A 21,854-nucleotide genomic window follows, 5' to 3' on the forward strand; every position below is an offset into this window, starting at 1 on the left:
CCCGACACCGAGCCCCTTCCACGGCCGGCGCACCCACTGCTGACATGTGCGGCACGATCTCGTCCACCCTCACGCTGGTAGGACGATTCGATCCGGGAGCCATGGCGCACTTCGTCGCCGCCCGCGCCGATCTGCTGCAGGTACGCGCCACCGTCGTCACGGCGACCCGGCATCTCGTCGAACTGCGCACCGAGGGAGAACCCGACCTCGTCGACGCCCTCGAAACGGCCTGCGCTCTCGCCCCCGGCACCAATGTCGTCCTCGATCTCACTTCGACCGAGAGGAACTCGACCCCATGACCGTCTGGACTCCCGTCGCTCTCGCCCGCGACATCGAGCCCGGCACCGCGACCGGCACCACCGTCGACGGGGACTCCGTCGCGCTGTGGCGTGGCACCGACGGCGCCGTGCACGCGTGGGCAGACCGTTGCCCGCATCGCGGCATGCGCCTGTCCTTCGGATTCGTCCGCGAGGACCGCCTCGTCTGCCTCTACCACGGGTGGCAGTTCGACGGTGCCGGCGCGTGCAGGCACGTCCCCGCCCACCCACGGATGGAACCGCCGAAAACCGTTAGGCCGCAGCAGTATCGGACCGTCGAGAGCGCCGGATTCGTGTGGGTGGCACCCACCGATGCCGACGGCACACCCGACGTTCCCGACACGGCGATCACCCCGGTGCGATCGGTGTGGATCGACGGCGACCGGGACACCGTCCTTTCCCTCCTCAGCCCGGACAGAACCGGCGCCCTCGTCACCGGCACGATCGACGGAACCGACGTGATCGCCGGTATCCAGACGATCGACGCGCACACCACGGCCGTGCACGTCGTCGCCGCCGGCGTCGTCCCGACCGACACCGTGAACGCCCTCGTCCTACGAGTGCACGAGTTCCGCGACTCCGTGTCGTCCGCACGAGAGGTAGTGGTCTCGTGAGCATTCCCGTCCTGCACGACTTTCCGCTCGATCCGCGGTGCTACTCCGTACGACTGGCACTGGCGCTGCTCGGCGTCGAGCATCGGGTGCAACCGGTCGACGTGTTCCCCGGTGGCGCCCACCTCGAACCGCCCTACCGCGAGCTCACCCCCACCGGCGAACTTCCGGTGTTCGAGACCGGAACGGCGACCCTTGTCGGATCCGTAGACGTCCTCGTTCACCTCTCCGACGGAACCGCATGGGCCGCACCGTCCGGCGACTGGATCGACTTCATGACCGGACCGCTCGAACTGTTCTACTCCTGCCGCGAACAGTCGCTGTACACAACGGATCCCGTCGACACCACGGCCGCTCGCGCGGTGGCGCAGTCGCTCGACGACCTCCTCGCGTCCCGCACGACGGACGACGCGTGGGTGGCCGCCGACCGGCCGACCGTCGCCGACATCGCCCTGTTCCCCGCCGCTGCCCTGAGCCGGGACGTCGGGATCGACCACGACCGCTACCCGGCCCTGCGCAGCTGGATCCGGCGCATCAAGCAACTTCCCGGCTTCGTGGAGATGCCCGGAATCCCCGTCTTCCCGTGATCTTTCCGACCGCCCACATTCCGAAAGGACGCCACATGCAACAGTCCACCGTCGACGCGGTGATCCGCGGCCTGGAGAAGGCCGGCGTCACCACCGTGTGCTACCTGCCCGACTCCTTGTTCAAGGAGCTCTACCCCGCCCTCGACGCGCACCCCACGATCCGCACCATCCAGGTCACCAACGAGGGTGAGGGCGCCGCGATCTGCGGCGGAATCTTCCTGTCCGGCAAGCGTGCCGCGCTCATCATGGAGAACTCCGGCCTGCGTGCGTCCGTCGAACCCCTCGCCCGCATGGGCCTCGGTGCCGGCATCCCGGTGATCATGCTCATGAGCTACCGCGGCGAGCTCGGCGAGAACAACTGGTGGGCCGTGCCGCACGGCATCACGATGGAGCCGATCCTCGATGCCCTGCGCATCCCGTACCGCATCGTGCGGGAGGAGGACGCGATCGAACGCGCCATCCACGACGCGTTCGAGTGGTCCTATTCCGCCTACCACCATTCCGCCATCGCCCTCGGAGGAGGACTCGTCCGATGACCACCATGCGCATGACCCGATTCGAGTGCATGCAGGCACTCGCCGCCCGGCTCGAGAACGAACTCGTCATCCTCTCCCTCGGCGCGAGCGTCGACGAGTGGTACAACGCCGCCCCGCACATGCGCGAGGCCAGCCTGTTCCAGCAGCAGCTCGGCTGCGTGACCCCGCAGGCGTTCGGTCTCGCGGTGGGCCTGCCGCACCGCCGCATCGTCTCGCTCGACACCGACGGCGGCATGCTGTTCAACCTCGGCATCCTCGCAACCCTTGCCAACGAGCAGCCCCGCAACCTGTTCACGGTGGTGTGGGACAACGAGTGCTACCAGTCCATCGGTGGGCCGCCGACCCACACGGCGAAGGGCAAGGTCGACATTGCCGCGATCGCCCGCGGAGCGGGAATCGAGAAGGCCTACACCGCGGAGACCCTCGAAGAGTTCGACAAGCACTGCGTCGCAGGGCTGTCCGCCGACGAGCCGTACGTGCTCGTCGCGAAGGTCTCGAGCGTCGTGCAGCCGGGCATCAAGCGCAAGCACAGCGACGGCCGGGAGGACAAGTACATCTTCGTTCGCCACGTGGAGGCGACGGAGGGCATCACCATCATGGGTCCCAGTGAACACAACTGACGGATTCGACTACGTCGTCGTCGGCGGCGGGTCGGCGGGGTGCGTCCTCGCCGCCCGCCTGACCGAGGATCCCGACACCACCGTGCTGCTCCTCGAGGCAGGACCGGACCACGCCGGTCTCCCCTCGATCGACGCGCCGGCGACCTGGGCGGGACTGCTCGGCGGCGACTACGACTGGGGGCACAGTTACGCGCCCAACCCGTTGCTCGACGGTCGCGCCGTGCCCATCCCCCGCGGCCGGGTCCTCGGCGGATCGAGCAGCATCAACGCGATGCTCTGGTATCGCGGGCACCCCTCGGACTACGACGCGTGGGAGACCGCCGGCGCGAAGGGCTGGAACTTCGCGTCGCTGCTCCCCTGGTTCCGCCGCGCCGAGGACTGGGAGGGCGGCGCCACCGCCTTCCGCGGCGCCGGAGGCCCGATTCGCATCACCCGACCCGCCGAGCCGCATCCCATCGCCACCGGATTGCTCGACGCCGCAGCCGAACTCGGCATGTTCGTGCTCGACGACTGCAACGGACCGGACATCGAGGGCGCTTCTCTGGCGAACCTCACGATCGACGACGGCCACCGCGTCAGCACGGCTCGTGCCTATCTCGATCCGGCGCGGACCCGGCCCAATCTCACCGTGCGCACCGACGTCACGGTGTCGGGCCTGATGTTCGACGGCGACCGGTGCGTCGGTGTGCGGTACGGCGGTGACGGCACAGACACCGTGGTCCGTGCCGACGCCGAAGTCCTGCTCTGCGGCGGGGCGATCTCGAGCCCGCATCTGCTGCTGCTTTCCGGGATCGGCGATCCCGCACACCTGCAGGAACACGGAATCCCTGTCCACACCGCACTTCCCGGTGTCGGACGCAACCTCCAGGACCATCCCCTGCTCATGGGCGTGAACTTCCGGGCCCGCAACCCGCTCGGACCGGCCCGCGACAACGGCGGCGGCGCGATCCTGAACTGGCGCTCGGACCCGTCGCTGGACCTGCCCGACCTGCACGCCTTCGTCGTCCAGGGTACGCACGCCACCCCGGAGGTCGCCGCACGCTACGACGTCACCGGCGACGTCTTCGCGATCTCCCCGGGTCTCATGCGCTCCTACAGCGTCGGGCAACTGACGCTGCGGTGCGCGGACCCGGACACAGCACCGATCATCGACCCGCGCTATCTGTCCGACCCCCGCGACCTCGACGCCCTCGTCGCCGGCCTCGGCCGCATCTTCGACCTCGCCGAGACCTCCGCCTTGCAGGATCTGGTCGAAGCACCCGCCGCACCGGACCGTCGTCTCGGCCGCGCCGACGCCGAAGCCTTCGTCCGCGCGAGTTGCGCGACCTTCTTCCACACGGGCGGCACGTGCGCGATGGGCGTGGGACCCGACGCCGTCGTCGACCCGGACCTGCGCGTCCACGGCGTGGACGGATTGCGCGTCGTCGACGCCTCCGTCATCCCGGTGCTCCCGTCGTGCAACACCAACGCCCCCGTGATCGCCCTCGCCGAGCGCGCGGCCGCGCTGATCACCGGAACCGAGAGGAAACTGTCGTGACGACCAGCATCACCACACGCTGCGACGACCCGGTCGTGCTGAACCAGTGGTATCCGGTCTGTTCCGAACAGGAGATAGCCGAGGGCGTCGTGCGCACCCGCCTGCTCGGCGCCGACATCGAGTGCAGCGTCGATGCCGACGGCGAACCGACGGTGCACGACGGCGACGCCGTGCTTCCCGTGCAACGCCGATACGGGTTCGTGTGGACCACGCTCGGCACCCCCGAGAAGGACGTCTTCCCCATCGACGAGGCCGACGAACCCGACCGGCGCTACGTGCCGTGCGGGTGGGTCACACTCCGGTCGTCCCCCGGCCGGGTGGTCGAGAACTTCCTCGACATGGCGCACTTCCCGTTCGTGCACACCGGCATCCTCGGAGGCGAGGCCGCCACGGAGGTCGCACGCTACACGTGGGAGATCCGCCGGGAGACCGACGAGGTGTGGGCCACCGACTGCACGTTCTTCCAGCCGCAGATCTCCGCGGCGTCCGAAGGCACGTTCGCACAACTGACCTACCGCGTCCCGAATCCCTATCAGGTGATGCTCTACCGCGTCTCGCCCTCCGATCCCACCCGACTCGACGCGATCGCCCTGTTCATCCAACCGATCGACGAAACCCTGTGCCGCGCACAACCGGTGATGTACCTCGTCGACCCGGATTCCACGCACACCGAACTGGTGCAGTTCGAGCAGGTGATCTTCCTACAGGACCGCATCATCGTCGAGAACCAGCGTCCGCTGCTGCTGCCGCTCGATCCGCGCGACGAGATCCCCACCCGCGCCGATGCCTCGTCGGTCACCTACCGGCGCTGGCTCAAGGCCAAGGGGCTGCGTTGGGGCGCCCTGCCGTTCCGTCCCGTCCATACCCGAGGAGCAGACACGTGATCACCGCCGCCCTCCCCCGGTACTGTGCCGACTTCCTCCGCGACGGCACGAAATCGCTGCTCGTCGACGGCCGGTGGGTTCCCGGTTCCGGCGAGCCCTTCGAGACGATCGACCCGGCCACCGGTGTGCCGCTCGCGACGCTCGCGTCGGCGGGAGCCGGCGAGGTGGACACCGCGGTCGCCGCCGCGCGCCGCGCCCTGCAGAACGAGTGGGCATCGTGCACACCCGCGGCCCGCGCACGCGTGTTGTGGCGGATCGCCGAGACCATCGACGCCCATGCCGACGAACTCGCCGAACTCGAGACCCTCGACCAGGGGAAGACCTGGGCGACCTCCCGATTCGCCGAGATCCCGTCCGCGGCCGAACAGTTCCGCTACTACGCGGGATGGGCCACGAAGATCACAGGGACCACCGTCACGCCGTCGATCACCTACGCACCTCCGGGACGGAAGGTCGTCGCGCACACCGTGCGCGAACCGGTCGGTGTGGTGGCTGCGATCGTGCCGTGGAACTCACCACTGCTCATGGCTGCGATGAAACTGGCGCCGGCGCTCGCCGCGGGATGCACCGTCGTGCTCAAGCCGGCCGAGGACACCTCGCTGACCGCCCTGCGGTTCGGTGAACTGCTCGCGGAGAGCGGGATTCCCGACGGGGTCGTCAACATCCTCACCGGTGGCGGCGAGGTCGGGCGCATGCTGGCCGAGCATGCGGGGGTGGACAAGGTGACGTTCACCGGGTCCACGGAGGTCGGGAAGAAACTCGTCGCCTCGGCGGGGGCCCGCAACCTCTCGCGACTCACCCTCGAACTCGGTGGCAAGTCCCCGGCGGTCGTCTTCGGCGACACCGATCTGCCGCTGACGATCCCCGGTCTCGCGCGCGGCATCTTCGCCAACTGCGGTCAGGTCTGCGTCGCCGGTTCCAGGATCTACGCCGAGCGGCGCGTCTACGAGCAGGTCGTCGACGGTCTCGCCGCGGCTGCGGACACCCTGCGGCTCGGCCACGGACTCGACGACGACACCGATCTGGGCCCACTGGTCAGTCTGCGGCACCGCGAGACGGTGGCGTCCTACGTCGACGCCGGAGGCCGTGTGGGTGCCACGGTCGTGACGGGTGGTCGCATGGTGGGCGAGACCGGCAGCTTCTACGAGCCCACCGTGGTGGTCGACGCCGCCCCGGATCTGCCGATGATGCGCGAGGAGATCTTCGGTCCGGTCGTGACGGTGACCCCCTTCGACGATCCCGACGAAGTGATCGCCTGGGCCAACGACACCGACTACGGTCTCGCGGCGAGCGTGTGGACGTCGGATCTGTCGCGGGCCCACAGGGTGGCCGACGCGATCCGCGCCGGCACCGTGTGGATCAACTGCCACTCCTACTTCTCTCCCGAACTGGTCAAGGGCGGCCACAAGCAGTCCGGCTGGGGTTACGAGAACGGCGCCGCCGGACTGGAGAACTACTTGGAGACCAAGACGGTGTGTTTGTCGATCTGACCGTCGGTCGGGGCCCCGAGGTACGCGTGCGTCGCTTCGAACCGCGATTGCAGGTACTCGCCGGCCCCGATCGGTGGATGGATCGGCTCCGCACCCGGTTCGACACAGGTCGGGATCGCCTCGATCACGGCGTGGTAGTCCGGAGTGACGAAATAGGGCAGCGAATAGCGGTGTCCGTGCGTGGGATTGAGCACGCGATGACGGGTGGAGACGTAGCGGTGGTTGGTCCATCGGGCGATCATGTCGCCGAGGTTGACGATCAACGCGTCGGGCGGGGTCACGACGTCGATCCACCCGCCGCCCCGCGCGGCGACCTGCAGCCCGCCGATGTCGTCCTGGGCGAGCAGCGTCAACGAGCCGTAGTCGGTGTGAGGCGCGATGCCGAGTGCGGTGTCGCTGACGGGAACGGGTGGGTAGTGCAGCATACGGAGCGACGCGAGCGGGTCGGTGAACATCGGCACGAAGGCGTCGGCGTCGAGGCCGAGAGCGAATGCGAGACCGCGCATGAGGTGAGCGTTGATGTTCAGGCATGCCTTCGCGTACTCGTCGGCGACGCTCTTGAAGCCGGGCATCAGCGAGGCCGGCCACTGTGCCGGACCGTGCAGCGGCGTGCCCGCGATCACCTCCGGATGATCGTCCGCACGGTCGGTGGTGATGTCGAAGGCCTCCTTACCGTCGGCTCCGACGGTGGGGTCGAGTGTCTCGGTCTTCGGCGGCACGTATCCGCTGTGGCAGGTGGATTTCGCGATGGCGATCTCCATCTTCTCCTCGAAGGGCAGCGCGAAGAAGTGCCGCGCCTGCTCCATCGTCGCCGCGCGGAGGTCGGGGTCGAGTCCGTGACCGGTGACGACGAAGAAGCCGAGGTCGGTACACGCGACGTCGAGCGCGTCGGCGACGGCATGCGGGTCGCTCCCATCGCGCAGCGGACGCAGATCGATGAGGGGCAGGGATTCCATGGGTGACTCCTGGAGAGAGCGGACGGATGATCGCTATGAGTTAATTCCTGCGATACTGCGGATCCGTCTCGATGCGGTGAGGACCGTGTTACGGATTCTCGGACCGCGTACCCACGCACAACACCAGACGCGCCGTCTCCGAACCCCGATGGCGCCACTGCATCTCGGTCCCCGCCGCAGCGAACAGGCAGTCCCCCTCCGCGAGTTCGACCGCGGGGCGTCCGCGTACCTCCACCTCGAGCCGTCCGCCGGTCATCACCAGCACGAGATCGTCCGAGCGGCGGAACCAACCGGCGATGTCGTCGTCCGGACCGATCTCGTACTGGTACACCTCGGCGATCGTCCCGTTGCCGCGGGCCATCCAGGTCACCGGTGCCGCAGGGGTTCCCGTCACCGCCCGCGCGAGGCGTCCCTGGGCACGCACCACCAGTACGTCGTCGGCAGGGGCCGGATCGAGAAAGGCCGACGGCGACCGTCCGAGCGCTTCGGCGATCCTGTACAGCGTCGCGAGCGAGGGCGCGTTGAGGCCCCGTTCGACCTGACTGAGGAACGCCTGACTGACCCCGGCGCGCGAGGCCAGCGCCCGCGCGGTGAGTCCCTCCTGTCTGCGAACGGCGCGGATGACGCTGCCCACCCGGGCGACGCGATCCTGTTCCGGCACTGCGTTCTCCGTCGGCATCACGAGTTTCATCCCTTCCCGACGCCCGAAACACAATCGTCATGAATCGGACACGGCCGCTCAATTACGAACCTGGATCGTCTCGTCTTAACACATAGCGATTACTCGGAAGGTCCCACCGTATGGTGACAGCAACTTCGCCCGTGAGCATCACCACCGCTGCGGGAACGACAGAATCGGTTCCCGCCGAGGGCGTCGTGATGCGCGGTATCCACCGGTCGTTCGGTGAGAACACCGTCCTGCGCGACGTGTCGTTGCATGTGCGGCCCGGCGAGGTCTACGCGCTGCTCGGCGAGAACGGCGCCGGCAAGTCGACGCTGATGCGCATCCTCACCGGGTTGCTCCCACCGGACTCCGGTTCCATTGCCGTGGATGGTAAGTCGCTCGCCGACGGAGGCCGGGAGCGGATCGCCATGGTCCACCAGCACTTCATGCTCGTGCCGAGCATGACGGTCGCCGAGAACTTCCTGCTCGGCCGCTCCCGCGGAGTGGTCGGCCGGAAACGACTGCGGCGCACCGAGGCCGAGATCGCCGCCCTCGCGGAGGACACCGGCCTCGCCTGCGACCCCACCGCACGCGTGGAGAACCTGTCGGTCGGCGAGCAACAGCGCGTCGAGATCCTGCGCGCCCTGCACCTGGGCGCCGGCTACCTGCTGCTCGACGAACCGACCGCGAATCTGGCGCCGGCCGAGGTGCATTCACTGCTCGCACAGGTTCGCCGACTCGCCACCGAGCGAGGCGTCGGGATCGTGCTCATCACCCACCATCTGGAGGAGGTCCTCGAGGCCGCCGACCGGGTCGGTGTGCTGCGAGGAGGGCAACTCGTCGCCGAACGCCCCATCCGCGGGGAGGGCGCCGAGAGCGTCACCACCGCCGAACTCGCCCGCGACATGGTCGGCCGCGAGGTCGGACTCGGTATCCGTCGTGCGGCCACCGAACCGGCCGGGAGCCGGATGCTCGAACTGGTCGGCGTGTCCGTCCCCGGCCAGTTGCACGATGTGACCCTGCGGGTCGCATCCGGGCAGCTCGTCGCCGTCGCCGGAGTCGAGGGCAACGGTCAGTCCGCCCTCGAGGACGTCCTGTCCGGGCTCGCCCCCGACTCCACCGGCGCGGTGGTCGTCGCCGAACGGGAGATCGACGCCTCGTCGCCGCGCGCGATGCGCGAGGCCGGTGTCGGCGTCGTCCCCGCCGACCGCTACACCCGAGGACTGATCAAGTCGCTGGGAATCGATACCAATCTCGCGATCGACAGCTACACCGATCCCCCGCTCGCGCGTCGCTGGGGACGCCTGTCGCGGGCCGCCGTTCGTGAACGCGCCGAGCGCATCATCGCCGCACTGTCGGTCAAGGCCCAGAGCCCGCGCACGCTCGCCGGCACCCTGTCCGGTGGGCACGCGCAGCGCGTGGTGCTCGGTCGGGTCCTCGACGGTGAGCCCGACGTCCTCGTCGTCGCCCAGCCCACCCGCGGTCTCGACATCGGTGCCACCGAGTTCGTGTGGGACACCCTCGTCGACCATCGCTCCCGGGGCGCTGCGATCCTGCTCATCTCGTCCGATCTCGACGAGATCTGCAGCCTCGCCGACCGGATCGTCGTGCTCTACCGCGGACGGATCGTCGCCGAATTCGACGAAGGCCCGTTCGACCGCGAAGCCCTCGGCTCGGCCATGGGCGGATTCCAGGAGGCCGCAGCATGACCGCCACGCTCAGTCCACCGGTGACGACACCACCCGAGCCGCCCACTGCGTCGCGGATGCGGGGCCTCGCGACCACCATCGGCGTGCCGCTGCTCGCCGTCGCCGTCGGTCTCGCGGCGGGTGGGATCCTCATCGTCCTCGCGGGCGGCAATCCCGGGCAGGCCTACACGACGATGCTCGACGCCGCGCTCGGCGGCGACACACAGCTCGGCCGCCTGCTCACCGGTATGACGCCGCTCGTGCTCATAGGGCTCGGCTACGCGATCGCGTACCGCACGGGCTTCATCACCATCGGCGCGCAGGGCCACTACGACGTCGGCGCCATCACCGCGACGGCCGTGGTGCTGAGCATGCCACTGGGGACGAGCTGGATCGCGATCCCCATCGTCGCCGTCACCGCCGCGGCCGCAGGTGCGTGCATCGGCGGCATCGCGGGTGTGCTGAAGGCGCGGCTCGGGGTCAACGAGATCATCTCGTCGCTCATGCTCAACTACCTTGTCTTCTACACACTGGCGTGGGCGGTGCGCAAACCCCTCGCCAACCCCAACGGTTTCACCCCCGAGTCCGAACGCATTCCCGACTGGGCGGCGCTCGCGACCATCCCCGGCACCCGCATCCACATCGGTGTGTTCGTCGCGATCGCGGCGGTTCCGCTCGTGTGGTGGCTCATGCGCTCGACCCGGTTCGGCTTCGCGTCGCAGATCGTCGGCGAGAGCCCGAGCGTCGCCGAGGCCAACGGCATCTCCGTCGCCCGCACCGTCGTGACTTCCGCTCTGATCAGCGGCGCCCTCGGCGGTATCGCCGGAGCGATCATGTTGCTGGGCAGCGAGTTCCGACTGTCGCTGGCGATCTCGTCCGGGATCGGGTTCACCGCGATCGTGGTGGCGCTGCTCGGTCGTCGCAATCCGTTCGGCATCGTCCTCGCCGCGGCGCTGGTCTCCGGGCTCACCCTCGGCAGCCAGGCGGTGCAGCGCACCCAGGAGATCCCCGCGTCCATCGGCACCGTCGTCCAGGCAGTGATGATCGTGACGGTGCTGCTCGCCAACCGAATCGTGGAGCGTGCCCGATGAACTGGTCCGACGTCCTGGGCGCCGGTGCGCTCGTCCCGTTGTTCACCGCCGCGCTGCGCCTGGCGGTGCCGATCATCCTCGCCGCCGCCGGCGCGTGTCTCGCCGAGCGCTCCGGGCTGATGAACCTCGGTATCGAGGGGCAGATGATGGTCGGCGCGATCATCGCGTTCGTGACGGTCTACTACACCGGGCAACCGATGCTCGGCGCCGTCACCGGTGCCGCCGCGGGCCTGGTGATCGCCGCGCTCGTCGGCTATCTGACGATCACGATGGCCGTCGACCAGATCATCACGGGCATCTCGGTGGTGATCCTCGGGACCGGACTCGCGTCCTTCCTGTACCTGCAGGTGTTCGGCGTGACCGGCACACCGCCGCGCATCCAGGGCACCACTGCACTCGATCTTCCGGTGCTGTCCGACCTACCGGTGCTCGGCCCGATCGTGTTCTCGCAGTCGCCGCTCGTCTACCTCGCGCTCGCGCTGGTCGTCGCCCTGTGGTGGGTGCTCACCCGCACGGCTTTCGGCCTATCGATCCGCGCGGCCGGGGAGAGCCCCGAGGCCGCCGACTCGGTGGGCGTCTCCGTCCCCCGCACCCGGTGGAGCACGCTGCTGATCTCCGGCGCCACAGCAGGTATGGCCGGTGCGCTCGTCATCGACGGCCTGGGTTTCTTCCAGGACGGCATCACCGGTGGCCGTGGCTGGATCGCGCTCGGTGTCGTCATTCTCGCCCGGTGGAACCCCCTCGGCGCCATCGCCGGTGGCTTCATGTTCGGTCTCGTCGACGCCTTCCAGTTGCGTGTGCAGGCCGCCTCCGGTGGGCAGGCGACATCGGTGCCGTACGAGCTGTTCCAGGCCATGCCGTACGCCGTGACGCTGCTCGCGGTCATCGCCACCACCGTGTGGTTCTCGCGCAGCATTTCCCCGAAGGCGCTCGGCGTCCCGTTCGTCCCCGCGAAATAGCCTTCCGTCAGCTTTCCCGTCAGTCATGGGGCTCGTAGTCGCGAGCCCTCCCTTCCCCGAGGAGAATCACGTGAAGAAATTGGGTACCGCTGTGGCGGCCGCCGCCGTCGTCGGAGCCGCCGTGACCGGATGTTCGAGTTCCGACTCCGGTGGGAGCGGCTCGGCCGACGGGGTCGTCAAGGCCGCGATCATCACCTCGGGTCCGGTCAACGACGTCGGCTGGAATCAGGGCATGGTCGAGGGTGCCGAGAAGCTCGAAGCGGAGGGCCTCATCGATCTGACCGTGGTACAGCAGGATTCGGGCGCGACCTCGGAGCAGATCGCCCAGATCGTCACCGATCTCGCGGAGGACGGCAACCAGCTCATCGTCGGTCACTCGTTCAACTACGGCGAACCCATCAAGGGCATCATCGCCGACTACCCCGACGTGCTGTTCGCCTATCCCGGGGGCTTCGGCGACATCACCGCCAACCTCGCCGACTACAGCCAGCCGTTCTACCAGGGTTCGTTCCTCACCGGCATTCTCGCCGGCGACCTGACGAAGACCGGCATCCTCGCCGGCACCGCCGGTTTCGAGATCCCGGTGTGCAAGGCCCAGATCGAGGCGTTCGCGGACGGTGCCCGCCTGACCTACAAGGGCCCCGGCGAGATCCAGTTGCGTCCGTCCTACATCGGCGGATGGTCCGACGCTGCGGCCCAGACTCTCGAGGCCGTCAACGCCCTCGTCGACCAGGGCGCCGACCAGTTCTCCACGTGCGGTGTCGACGCCGCCACCATCGAGGGCGCCAAGCAGCGCGGAGTCGGCGTCGCCGGTTACACGATGGATCAGACCCCGCTGGCACCCGAGAGCGTCGTCTCCTCCGTGGTCTGGAATCTCGACGAGGTCCTCCGCGCGATGATCGCCGACGTCGAGGCCGGCAACGTCGACCCGGCGAAGTACTACGAGGTGGACATCACCGAGGGCGGTCTGGACGTCGTCATCAATCCGGCCTTCGTCGACAAGATCTCGCCCGAGGCGATGGCGCTGTTCGAGGAGTACCGCGAGAAGATCATGGCCGGTGAGTTCGAGGTCGAGTACAAGGGCGGCGACTGACCCGGAGTATCTCCTGTAGAACGAACGAGACCGACGTTGTGTGCGATTTCCCAACGGATTTCGCACACAACGTCGGTCTCGTTCCGTAGATCCGGCCTATGTCCGGACGCGCTCGGTGCACCACTCCACCAGTGCCGCCGCGAGGTCGTCGCGGGCGGACAGCTGTGGTGCATGGTCGGACTCGAGCGACACGACCTGCGCACCCGGGGTGAGGCGTTGCATCGCCCGCTGGGTGACGAGGGGAACCGAACGGTCCAGTGTCGCTTCGATGTACAGGCGCGGCAGGCGCCCGAACCGTTCCGGCGTCCAGTTGGGTGCCATGAGCCGGGCGGTTTCGAGTTGCGGCACGAGTCGGCGTGCGGCACCGATCGCGTCGGGCGCATCCGCCTCGTGGAAGAACACCGCGGCGCCGGCCTCCGGGGGCACGATCGTGCCGCGACCGTCGTCGGTGGGTTCGAGCCACCGCGAGATACCCACCGGCGCCTCGAGACCGATTCCGTCACAGAGCACCCCGAAGCCGACCCCGGACGGGAGCATCATCCCCGCCACGTAGGCGACCCCGGCGACACGTTCCGGCAGCATATCCGCGACCTGCGTGACGACGATGCCACCACCGGAATGACCGACGAGGAGCACCGGACCATCCAATCCGGCAACATGGTCGGCCACGACTGCGGCGACGTCGTCGAGCGTCACGTCGTCGGCGCCCCATGATCCGACACCGGGAAGCGCGAGCGGGTGTGGGACGTGCCCGGACCGGCGGAGCGGTTCGAGCAGCGTGTCCCACACCCAGCTTCCGGCCCACGCGCCGTGCACGAGCACGACATGACTCACGCGCGGTTCTCCCCCGTCGCCGCCAGCACACGGGCGGCTTCGCGCACAGCAGCGGTATTGGCCTTGCCGTGCCGCGACCCGGCGAGCTTTGCCTTGATGTGATCGCGGATCAGGATGGGTTCGTAAGGTTCCGGGCCCGCATACTCGGGCAGGGTGGAGACCACCGCGTCGACGTTGCCGTCGTGGAAGAACGCCACCGAACGACGGCGTCGGATACGACCGTCGACGATCGGTGGCTTGACGCGGTGCAGCGTCGACATCCACCGGTCGTCGGTGATGCGGGCGGTGAGATCACCGAGATTGACGAGCAGAGCCCCGGGCAGCGGTTCGACGTCGTGCCAGATTCCGTCGGACCCGAGCACTTGCAGCCCTGCGACCCGGTCGGCCCACAGCACGGTGACGATCCCGAAGTCGGTGTGCTCACCCATGCCGGTGAGGTCACCGTCGAGGTCGACGGTGCCCTCGGGCAGCGCGTAGTTGTTCATGCGCAACACGTCGATCGAGTGGTCGGTGAGCTGTTCGAAGTAGTCGGGAGCCTGCCCGAGCGCGTCGGCGAAGATCCGGGTGAGGGTCCGCGCGACCCGCGAGGCCTCGGTGAAGTAGGTCTGCACGCGGTCCTCGAAACCGGGGACGTCGGGCCAGACGTTGAGTCCGTAGTCGTCCTCCGACAGGTCCAGGTGGGGGAACGACCGGGCCTCCACGCCGACGTTGTATGCCTCGAAGAAATCGTTCATGCGGCTGGCGGATTCGACGCCGAGGCTCAGGCTCAGCGACTCGCTCTTCGGCGGGCTGTATCCGCGGTTCGCGCCGACCACCCGGTACTGCTGCTTGTCGTCCATCGGCAGACCGAAGAAGTCGTCGAGGGCGCCGGCGAGGCCGTCGACCACCGGATCGGGTATGCCGTGTCCGAGGATCTGGACGAATCCCACACGGCTGCAGGCTTCGTCGATCTCACGGGCGACACGGGCGCGTTCGGCATCCTCGCCGGCCCGGACGTCCGGGCCGATGTCACCGCCGGCCCGGACGTACGGGCCGATGTCGACGGCGGGAACGACGAAGGCGTCAGACGGCGACTGGTTCATGGGCAACTCCGTGGGGAGAGGTGGTACCGGCCGAGGTGACGGGGGCCGGCGTGCCGGACCGGGACGCGCGAGCCAGTGTCCCGAGACGAGTGTGGTTGAACAGCAGGTTCAACGAGAACGCCGCGATTGCGGCGAGCGTGATGCCGCTGCCGAGCAGGATCTGCGCGGCGGACGGGAAGTGCTCGAACATGCCCTCGGCGAGTTCCGGCAACAGACCCACACCCACCGCGACGGCGGCGATCGTGGAGTTGATGCGGTCGGACAGGTCCACCGAACGCAGTGTGTTGATGCCCACGAGGGCGACGGTGGCGAACAGGATCAGGCCGACACCGCCGACGACCGGCTTCGGCAGCGCCGCGACCACCGAGCTCACCTTCGGCAACGCCCCGAGGACCACGAGGATCACACCCGACGTGGCGGTGACGTAGCGGCTGTACACGCGGGTGGTGGCGACCGCACCGACGTTCTGAGTGAAGACGGTGTCGACGAAGGCGTTGAAGACACCGGCGAGCACAGCGGACGCTCCGTCGCCGGCGAGTCCGCGGGCGATGTCACCCTTGCTGACGCGCTTGCCGGTGATCTCGGCGACGGCGAGCATGCTCGCGGTGGATTCGGCGAAGACCACCGCCATGACGATGCTCATGGCGACGACCGCGGTGATCGGGAATTCGGGTGCGCCGAAGTGGAAGGGGGCGGGCAGACCCACCCACGACGAACCGGCCACGCCACCGAGGTCGATCAAGCCGAGCGGGACCGCGACGACCGTGCCGACCGCGAGGGCGATCAACACCCCGAGCTGCGCCCAGATGCCGCGACCGAGGCACAGGAAGCCGACGGCGACGACGATCACCAGCACGGCCAGGGCGATGTTGGTGGGCGAGGCGAAGGTGGGAGACGACGGGTCGGTGCCGACGATCAGCCCACCTGCCACGCCGATGAGCGAGATACCGACGACGGTGAGGACGGCACCGGTGACGAGCGGCGGGAAGAACCGGATGATCCTGGCGAACGGCCAGGCCAGGGCGAGACCGACGATGCCGCCGATCAGCATGGAGCCGTAGACGGCCTGCAGGCCGTATTCCTTCGCGATGAGGATCATCGGCGTCAGGCCGGCGAAGGTCGCGCCGCAGACGATGGGCAGGCGGACGCCGACGAGTTTGCCGACACCGAGGCTCTGGACGATGGTGATCAGGCCGGCGATCAGCAGGTCGGCGCTGATGAGCATCGCGATGGTGTCGCGGTCGAGTCCGACGGCCGCGCCGAAGACCAACGGGACGGTGATGCATCCGGTGTACATGATGAGGACATGCTGGAGGCCGAACGCGAACTGCCGGAGGAACGGCAGTCGCGCGTCGACGGGGTGCGGTGAGGTCATGTGATCGCTCCCATTTCGGATGCAGTGCTGTATACGGTGCCGGATACAGCTTGGGGGCCGAAGTTTTCGGGCTCGAGTCATCGTGTTTCGTGCGCGTAAGAAACCGCTCACCGCACCCGCATCGGAGCTAGGTCAGCCGTCCGTTCACGCGCAGGCGGGCGATGCCGCCGTCGGGATAGACGTCGAGCCGCACGAACTCCACCGGCGTCGGCGAATCGACGCGGAAACGATGCCGGCAGTCCGGCAGCAGTGTGGTCCGCGGCACGAGTTCGACCCAGGACGATTCGTCGGACATCGCGTCCTCGCTGGGAATTCCGCTCAGGCGTGCCGCTCCCGGTGCGTTGCCGACGAAATAGGAGGTGTCGATCTCCACGTGGTCGACGCAGCCCTGCCCGGCGAGGCGGATCACCACGTAGTCGTTGCCGTCGTCGCGGCGGCGGGCGTTCTCCCAGCCCTCCCCCATGTGCCGCGAGCGACCGAGGCCGATGATGTTGCGCGGCGACGAATAGAAACGGTTCGAGCACGCGACGACGTCGCCACCGTTCTCGAGGGCCGCGAGATCGATCGTGCCCGTGAGGAAGGCCGGGTCCGGGCGGGCATGTCCGTGCACGCGGAATCGGGCCACACCGCCGTCGGGAAAGATGTTCAGGCGCAGATGCGTCCAGCGCCGGTCGTCGTCCACCGCGAAGGCGTTCGCGGTATCGCCCTTCAGGGCCACGCGCTCGAGGACCGGTTCCCACGGCGCGTCCAGCAACTCCTGATCGGTCGGGTAGCCGTCGAGGTTCACCCCGTCGACGGACGCGTAGGGCGGGTAGTTGCCCGTGAACCAGGCGGTGTCGATCACCACGCCCTCGACGACACCGGGCACGCCGAGCCGGACCACCGCGAAGTCGTGCCCTGGTTCGCGGCGACGCCGGGTCTCCCACCCGTCGTAGACCTTTCCCTTGTGCCCGAACTCGGACGGATCGAAATCGGGTGCGCCCGGCGAGATCAGGTTCTCGCGACTCGCGAAGAACTCGTCGTTCGCATAGACGACGGCCCCGCCCAGCGATCGCGCGACGAGATCGGGCAGTTGCAGGAAATCTGCTTCGGTCAACGGTTTTCCTTTCGGGAGAGCAGCGCACCACGCGGTGCGGGGTCGGTGGCGCCGAGGGTGACCGTGAGCGGTTCACCGGCGAGCCAGGTCTGCCGCACGACCCCGGCGAGCGCGCGTTCGGCGTAGGGCGTCACGGCGTTGCGGTGGTGCAGCCGCTCCGGGAAGACCACGAACGCGTCGTCGGGTGCGAAGACGCACAGGTCGGCACTGTTGCCCACGGCGATGGCACCGCGGTCGGCCAGCCCCACGAGGTCTGCGGTGCGACCGGCCATCCAGCGCACCACGTCGACGAGTGTGTGCCCGCGCTTGCGGGCCTCCGACCACACGATGGGCAGTCCGAGTTGCAGCGACGAGATACCGCCCCACGCCTCGCCGAAGTCGCCGGTGACGAACTTCTTCAGCTCCGGCAGGCACGGTGAGTGATCGGAGACGATGCAGTCGAGCGTGCCGTCGGCCAGGCCACGCCACAACGCTTCCCGGTTACGGGCCTCGCGAATCGGCGGGCAGCACTTGAAATGTGTGGAGCCGTCGAGAATCTCCTCACTGAACAGCGACAGATAGTGCGGGCAGGTCTCCGCGGTGACGGGCAGACCCTCGGCCTTCGCCGCGGCCACGAGCGGAAGGCTTCCCGCATCCGACAGGTGCAGGATGTGCACGCGGCATCCGGTCTGCCGCGCGCCGTCGATGACCTGGGCGACAGCGCGGGACTCGGCGACCGGTGGTCGCGAGTACAGGAAGTCGTCGTAGCGCGGTCCGGCGGGCGGGTCCTGCGCGTCGAGGGTCGGTCCGTCCTCCGCATGCACGATGAGCAGACCGCCGAAGCCGGCGATCACGCGCATCGCCTCGATCATCTGCTCGCGGTCCAGCGGGGGGTACTCGTCGAGACCCGAATACGCGAGGAAGCACTTGAAGCCGTACACCCCTGCGTCCCAGAGCGGTTCGAGATCGGCGAGGTTACCGGGGATCGCACCACCCCAGAATCCGACGTCGACGGTGACCTGCTCGGCCGCGACCTCCTGCTTCACCTCGAGGGCCGCTATGTCGACGGTGGACGGGATGGAGTTGAGGGGCATGTCGACAATCGTCGTCACTCCCCCGGCCGCGGCGGCACGCGTGGCCGTCGCGAAACCCTCCCATTCGGTGCGGCCGGGTTCGTTGACGTGGACGTGCGTATCCACCAGGCCGGGGAGCAGCGCCTCGTCGTCGGCGAGGACGATCTCCCGCGCACCGGCCGGAGCGGCACCGTCGTACTCGTCGATCGCGACGATGCGGCCGTCGCGCACATGGACGGCGCAGCTGCGTTCCTCGTCCCCCACCACGGCGCGTCGCGCGCGGATCACGGTGGTCATCGCGTCACCACCGTCGGTCGACCCGCAAGTCGGGCCAGGTGGTCGAGATTCGTGCCGGTGCGATCGCATACTTCTTTCTCGGTGAGGGCTCCGCAACTCGCTCCTCGCAGGAGGAAGGCGGCGAGAGCACGGGCGGTGGCGGGTTCGTCGAGATATCCCGACGACAGGGCCGGGTCGATGTAGGCCGCGATGCGTCCCGCGGCGGTGGACAGCGACCGGCGGTAGAACGCGAAGGTCGCGGCGTAGCGGGTGGGCAGCTGCGCCGGGTGCAGGTCCCACCCCTGGTAGAAGCCGCGGCGCAGCGACCGGTCGATCAGGCGGGCGTGCAGTCCCCAGGCCGCGCGGATCTCGTCGCGGGTGCCGACGGGAAGGCGATTGGTGGACCCATCGGACAACCGCACCCCCGTGCCCGCTGCCGCGACCTGCATCGTGGCCTTGGCGTGGTCGGCGACGGGGTGGTCCATCGCCTGGTACTCCGCGGCGATGTCGCACGCGGCCGAGTAGTCGTAGGTGCCGTAGTGCAGCCCCGAACAGCGCCCCCGGGCCTCTCGGATCATCGTGGCGACGGCCGCGGTGCCGTCGGGTCCGCAGATCGCCTGCGGCGTCTCGATCTGGATCTCGAACCGCAGGGGTGCGACGAGCGGGTAGGTCGACTCGAGATGTTCGCAGGCCGTCACCATGGCGGCGACCTGTTCGGGTGCGGTGACCTTGGGCAGTGTGACGACGAATCCGTCCGGGAGAGCGCACCTTCCGGTGAGTTCTCCGACGAAGGCGTCGAGCGTGCGGAGTCCGCGGCGCCGAGTGGCGGCCTCGAAGGACTTGAACCGGATGCCGACGAAGGGTGTCGCGGTGGGATCGGTCGCGAGCGCGACGGCGGCACGGGCGACGTGGGCGTCCTCGTCGGCGTCGCGTTCGTGCTCGGGAATGCCGGGGCGAGTGAAACCGTCCTCGAAGTCGATGCGCAGATCCTCGATCGGTTCGGTGCGCAGTTTGACCTCCACGAGCGGGAGGACGGCGTCGGCCAGTTCGGGTTCGATGCCGGTGACCGCGGCGAGGTCCGCGGGACCGTCGATGTGGGTGTCGAGGACGTCGAGTGCGTCGGCTCCCCACCGTGCTGCGATCCCGGCGTCGTAGCGGTCGGCCGGGACGTAGACGGTGTGCACCGGTTGGCGGGCACCGTCGGTCCCGGGATAGGTCGCGGCGTATGCCGCGTCGGTGTCCGCGAGCTGCGCGTCGAGCGCAGCCGCAAGCCTGTGCAATCCTGTCGGCACCCGAACTCCTGTCCTGTATCCACGGCTGTATACGTCGTGGTGCGCCGACGTTATCGGCGCCAGGTCATGTGTTCGGTTAACTGCGGTTACGGGCCCGTTACACATCTGCCGGAGCGGTGTTCGTCCTCGGCGGAACCCGGTCCGATGCCGCCGGATCGACGGCACAATGGTCGGCATGGAGCCGGAGCAGGGTCGCGTGATCGATTTCGTCAGCGCCGCGGAGTCGGCACGAGCGACCGCCGTTAGGGCGGCACGAGTTGCGCGGACCCCTGAGCGGGGAGCCGACAGCACCGAGCCCCGGCTGCTCCGCCAGATCTACGGGGAGATCCTGCGCGACGAGCGTCGCGATCAGGACCGCAGCCTCGAGGACGTCGCCCGAACGGTCGGGATGTCGAAGCAGTACCTGTCGGAGGTCGAGCGTGGGCGCAAGGAGGCCTCGTCCGAGATGCTGCGGTCCGTGTGCGATGCGCTGGAGCTTCCGATGGAGCAACTGCTCGCGCGCGGGATCCGCCGGATGACCGCGCACCGCACACTCCGGACCACGGGTCACGCCGGCGTCGAGTTGTGCGCGGCATGACGGTATGACCACGTGACGGTGTGACGGGTCATCCGTCCCGGTCGACGACGACGTGATCGGCGAGACCGTAGGCCACCGCCTCCGTCGGTGAGAGGATCCGGTCGCGGTCGGTGTCGCGGCGCAGTTGTTCGATGTCGCGTCCGGTGTGCGCGGCCAGGATCTCCTCGGTCTGGGCCCGCACCCTCATCACCTCCGCTGCCTGCAGGGCCAGATCGGAGATGGTGCCCTGCCCCTGCGCCGACGGCTGATGCAGCAGTACCCGCGAATGTGCGAGCACGTGCCGGCGACCGGGCGCTCCGGCCGCGAGCAGCACGGCGGCCGCCGAAGCGGCCTGTCCCATGCAGTAGGTCGCGACCTTCGGGCGCAGGAACTGCATGGTGTCGTAGATCGCGAGCATCGCGGTGGACGATCCGCCGGGAGAGTTGATGTACAGGCCGATCTCCCGGTCGGGGGATTCGGCCTCGAGATGCAGCATTTGCGCCATCACGACGTTGGCGACCCCGTCGTCGATCTCGGTGCCGAGGAAGACGATGCGTTCGTTGAGCAACCGGCTGAAGAGGTCGAACGACCGCTCCCCCGCCGGTGTGCGTTCGATGACGTTGGGGATCGTGTAGGTGCTCATCGTCCCAGTCCCATCTGCCGTCCGGTGGCGAACGGCGCCAGTTCGGCGAGCGACCCGACGACGGTGTCGATGATGCCGTACTCGCGTGCCTCTTCGGCGGTGAACCACCGGTCGCGGTCGCTGTCGCGTTCGATCTCCTCGAGTGAATGTCCGGTGGCGTCCGAGAGGATCTGCTGTGACTGCAGTTTCATGTATTCGAGATTCTCGGCCTGGATCGCGATGTCGACGGCCGTCCCCGAGAATCCGGCCGAGGGTTGGTGCATCATGATCCGGCTGTGGGCAAGACTCGCGCGTTTGCCCTTGGTGCCCGCCGCGAGCAGGACCTGCCCCATACTGGCGGCGAATCCCGCTGCCACGGTGACGATGTCGTTGGGAACGAGTTGCATCGTGTCGTAGATGGCGAGGCCGGCGAAGACGGATCCGCCGGGTGAGTTGATGTGCAGGACGATATCGCGCCGGTCGTCGGCGGAGGCGAGCAGGACGAGTTCCGAGCAGACGCGCTCGGCCATCTCGTCGTCCACCTCTCCGGTCAGTCGCAGGATGCGCTGACGGAAGAGTCTGTCGGCCAGTTGGTCCCGGTACGAGAGTGGTTCGGTGGTCGTCATGCAGCCAGCC

General features: G+C 68.5%; 23 protein-coding genes and 1 pseudogene. 14 read left to right on the plus strand and 10 right to left on the minus strand.

Annotation, left to right across the window (positions count from 1 at the left end; translation table 11 throughout):
- The first annotated feature begins 44 nt into the window (after positions 1 to 44).
- Genes ACNJ7K_RS02665 through ACNJ7K_RS02700 form a run of 8 tightly spaced genes read left to right on the plus strand, consistent with a single transcriptional unit; the run spans position 45 to position 6,582 of the window.
- Positions 45 to 299, plus strand: a complete 255-nt coding sequence (locus tag ACNJ7K_RS02665; protein WP_120281838.1) for a hypothetical protein — start codon at positions 45 to 47, stop codon at positions 297 to 299.
- Entirely contained in the window at positions 296 to 931 is a 636-nt protein-coding gene (locus ACNJ7K_RS02670; RefSeq protein WP_487041147.1) for a Rieske 2Fe-2S domain-containing protein, read from the plus strand. Before ACNJ7K_RS02665 ends, ACNJ7K_RS02670 begins: the two co-directional genes overlap by 4 nt.
- Positions 928 to 1,515, plus strand: a complete 588-nt coding sequence (locus ACNJ7K_RS02675) for a glutathione S-transferase family protein (RefSeq protein WP_487041148.1) — start codon at positions 928 to 930, stop codon at positions 1,513 to 1,515. Before ACNJ7K_RS02670 ends, ACNJ7K_RS02675 begins: the two co-directional genes overlap by 4 nt.
- Positions 1,516 to 1,550: 35 nt before the next feature.
- Positions 1,551 to 2,051 carry a thiamine pyrophosphate-binding protein gene (locus tag ACNJ7K_RS02680; RefSeq protein ID WP_016693649.1) on the plus strand — a complete coding sequence of 167 codons (501 nt, stop codon included), beginning with the start codon at positions 1,551 to 1,553 and terminating at the stop codon, positions 2,049 to 2,051.
- Positions 2,048 to 2,671: a thiamine pyrophosphate-dependent enzyme gene (locus ACNJ7K_RS02685; protein ID WP_016693650.1), complete on the plus strand. Its 624-nt coding sequence runs from the start codon at positions 2,048 to 2,050 to the stop codon at positions 2,669 to 2,671. The genes ACNJ7K_RS02680 and ACNJ7K_RS02685 overlap by 4 nt, the downstream gene beginning before the upstream one ends.
- Positions 2,658 to 4,208, plus strand: coding sequence for a GMC family oxidoreductase (locus ACNJ7K_RS02690; RefSeq protein WP_487041149.1), 1,551 nt, complete (start codon positions 2,658 to 2,660; stop codon positions 4,206 to 4,208). The genes ACNJ7K_RS02685 and ACNJ7K_RS02690 overlap by 14 nt, the downstream gene beginning before the upstream one ends.
- Positions 4,205 to 5,092, plus strand: coding sequence for an aromatic ring-hydroxylating oxygenase subunit alpha (locus ACNJ7K_RS02695; protein ID WP_230790850.1), 888 nt, complete (start codon positions 4,205 to 4,207; stop codon positions 5,090 to 5,092). Before ACNJ7K_RS02690 ends, ACNJ7K_RS02695 begins: the two co-directional genes overlap by 4 nt.
- Entirely contained in the window at positions 5,089 to 6,582 is a 1,494-nt protein-coding gene (locus ACNJ7K_RS02700) for an aldehyde dehydrogenase family protein (protein WP_487041150.1), read from the plus strand. Before ACNJ7K_RS02695 ends, ACNJ7K_RS02700 begins: the two co-directional genes overlap by 4 nt.
- Here the strand turns inward: ACNJ7K_RS02700 and ACNJ7K_RS02705 are convergent.
- Positions 6,546 to 7,538 carry an isopenicillin N synthase family dioxygenase gene (locus ACNJ7K_RS02705; protein WP_487041151.1) on the minus strand — a complete coding sequence of 331 codons (993 nt, stop codon included), beginning with the start codon at positions 7,536 to 7,538 and terminating at the stop codon, positions 6,546 to 6,548. The two genes, ACNJ7K_RS02700 and ACNJ7K_RS02705, sit on opposite strands and share 37 nt — an antisense overlap.
- 88 nt (positions 7,539 to 7,626) lie before the next feature.
- On the minus strand, positions 7,627 to 8,199 hold the full coding sequence (locus ACNJ7K_RS02710) for a helix-turn-helix domain-containing protein (protein ID WP_487041152.1): 573 nt from the start codon (positions 8,197 to 8,199) through the stop codon (positions 7,627 to 7,629).
- A gap of 269 nt (positions 8,200 to 8,468) precedes the next feature.
- Between ACNJ7K_RS02710 and ACNJ7K_RS02715 the strand changes: the two are divergent.
- The 5 genes and pseudogenes from ACNJ7K_RS02715 to ACNJ7K_RS02735 form a co-directional block, all read left to right on the plus strand.
- A pseudogene (locus ACNJ7K_RS02715) lies at positions 8,469 to 8,879 on the plus strand (ATP-binding cassette domain-containing protein); the annotation flags it as partial.
- Positions 8,868 to 9,911, plus strand: coding sequence for an ATP-binding cassette domain-containing protein (locus ACNJ7K_RS02720; RefSeq protein WP_487041243.1), 1,044 nt, complete (start codon positions 8,868 to 8,870; stop codon positions 9,909 to 9,911). The pseudogene ACNJ7K_RS02715 and the gene ACNJ7K_RS02720, both read left to right, overlap by 12 nt.
- Positions 9,908 to 10,981: an ABC transporter permease gene (locus tag ACNJ7K_RS02725; protein WP_487041153.1), complete on the plus strand. Its 1,074-nt coding sequence runs from the start codon at positions 9,908 to 9,910 to the stop codon at positions 10,979 to 10,981. The genes ACNJ7K_RS02720 and ACNJ7K_RS02725 overlap by 4 nt, the downstream gene beginning before the upstream one ends.
- The gene (locus ACNJ7K_RS02730; protein WP_487041154.1) at positions 10,978 to 11,940 is read left to right on the plus strand and encodes an ABC transporter permease; all 963 of its coding nucleotides are present in this window, start codon (positions 10,978 to 10,980) and stop codon (positions 11,938 to 11,940) included. The genes ACNJ7K_RS02725 and ACNJ7K_RS02730 overlap by 4 nt, the downstream gene beginning before the upstream one ends.
- Positions 11,941 to 12,010: 70 nt before the next feature.
- Positions 12,011 to 13,033 carry a BMP family protein gene (locus tag ACNJ7K_RS02735; RefSeq protein WP_230790858.1) on the plus strand — a complete coding sequence of 341 codons (1,023 nt, stop codon included), beginning with the start codon at positions 12,011 to 12,013 and terminating at the stop codon, positions 13,031 to 13,033.
- Positions 13,034 to 13,129: 96 nt separating this feature from the next.
- On the opposite strand, the gene ACNJ7K_RS02740 is transcribed toward ACNJ7K_RS02735, so the two are convergent.
- The 6 genes from ACNJ7K_RS02740 to ACNJ7K_RS02765 form a co-directional block, all read right to left on the minus strand.
- Entirely contained in the window at positions 13,130 to 13,867 is a 738-nt protein-coding gene (locus ACNJ7K_RS02740) for an alpha/beta fold hydrolase (RefSeq protein WP_487041155.1), read from the minus strand.
- The gene (locus ACNJ7K_RS02745) at positions 13,864 to 14,949 is read right to left on the minus strand and encodes an isopenicillin N synthase family dioxygenase (protein ID WP_487041156.1); all 1,086 of its coding nucleotides are present in this window, start codon (positions 14,947 to 14,949) and stop codon (positions 13,864 to 13,866) included. Before ACNJ7K_RS02745 ends, ACNJ7K_RS02740 begins: the two co-directional genes overlap by 4 nt.
- The gene (locus ACNJ7K_RS02750) at positions 14,930 to 16,324 is read right to left on the minus strand and encodes a uracil-xanthine permease family protein (protein ID WP_230790862.1); all 1,395 of its coding nucleotides are present in this window, start codon (positions 16,322 to 16,324) and stop codon (positions 14,930 to 14,932) included. Before ACNJ7K_RS02750 ends, ACNJ7K_RS02745 begins: the two co-directional genes overlap by 20 nt.
- A gap of 127 nt (positions 16,325 to 16,451) precedes the next feature.
- A complete protein-coding gene (gene alc / locus ACNJ7K_RS02755) occupies positions 16,452 to 17,420 on the minus strand; it encodes an allantoicase (protein ID WP_487041157.1) in 969 nt (322 codons plus the stop codon).
- The gene (gene allB / locus ACNJ7K_RS02760; protein WP_301847521.1) at positions 17,417 to 18,769 is read right to left on the minus strand and encodes an allantoinase AllB; all 1,353 of its coding nucleotides are present in this window, start codon (positions 18,767 to 18,769) and stop codon (positions 17,417 to 17,419) included. Before allB ends, alc begins: the two co-directional genes overlap by 4 nt.
- Positions 18,766 to 20,040: a DUF6986 family protein gene (locus ACNJ7K_RS02765; RefSeq protein WP_487041158.1), complete on the minus strand. Its 1,275-nt coding sequence runs from the start codon at positions 20,038 to 20,040 to the stop codon at positions 18,766 to 18,768. Before ACNJ7K_RS02765 ends, allB begins: the two co-directional genes overlap by 4 nt.
- Positions 20,041 to 20,206: 166 nt before the next feature.
- Here ACNJ7K_RS02765 and ACNJ7K_RS02770 point away from each other — a divergent pair, with 166 nt between their 5' ends.
- The gene (locus tag ACNJ7K_RS02770) at positions 20,207 to 20,617 is read left to right on the plus strand and encodes a helix-turn-helix domain-containing protein (RefSeq protein WP_120281823.1); all 411 of its coding nucleotides are present in this window, start codon (positions 20,207 to 20,209) and stop codon (positions 20,615 to 20,617) included.
- Positions 20,618 to 20,645: 28 nt separating this feature from the next.
- Here the strand turns inward: ACNJ7K_RS02770 and ACNJ7K_RS02775 are convergent, their stop codons facing one another.
- Together ACNJ7K_RS02775 and ACNJ7K_RS02780 are read right to left on the minus strand one after the other, a co-directional pair.
- Complete coding sequence (locus tag ACNJ7K_RS02775; RefSeq protein WP_487041159.1) at positions 20,646 to 21,239, minus strand: ATP-dependent Clp protease proteolytic subunit; 594 nt, start codon at positions 21,237 to 21,239, stop codon at positions 20,646 to 20,648.
- Positions 21,236 to 21,844, minus strand: a complete 609-nt coding sequence (locus tag ACNJ7K_RS02780; protein WP_120281821.1) for a ClpP family protease — start codon at positions 21,842 to 21,844, stop codon at positions 21,236 to 21,238. Before ACNJ7K_RS02780 ends, ACNJ7K_RS02775 begins: the two co-directional genes overlap by 4 nt.
- Between the last annotated feature and the right edge of the window lie 10 nt (positions 21,845 to 21,854).

This window comes from Rhodococcus shunpengi (assembly GCF_048381395.1).
Lineage (GTDB): Bacteria > Actinomycetota > Actinomycetes > Mycobacteriales > Mycobacteriaceae > Rhodococcus.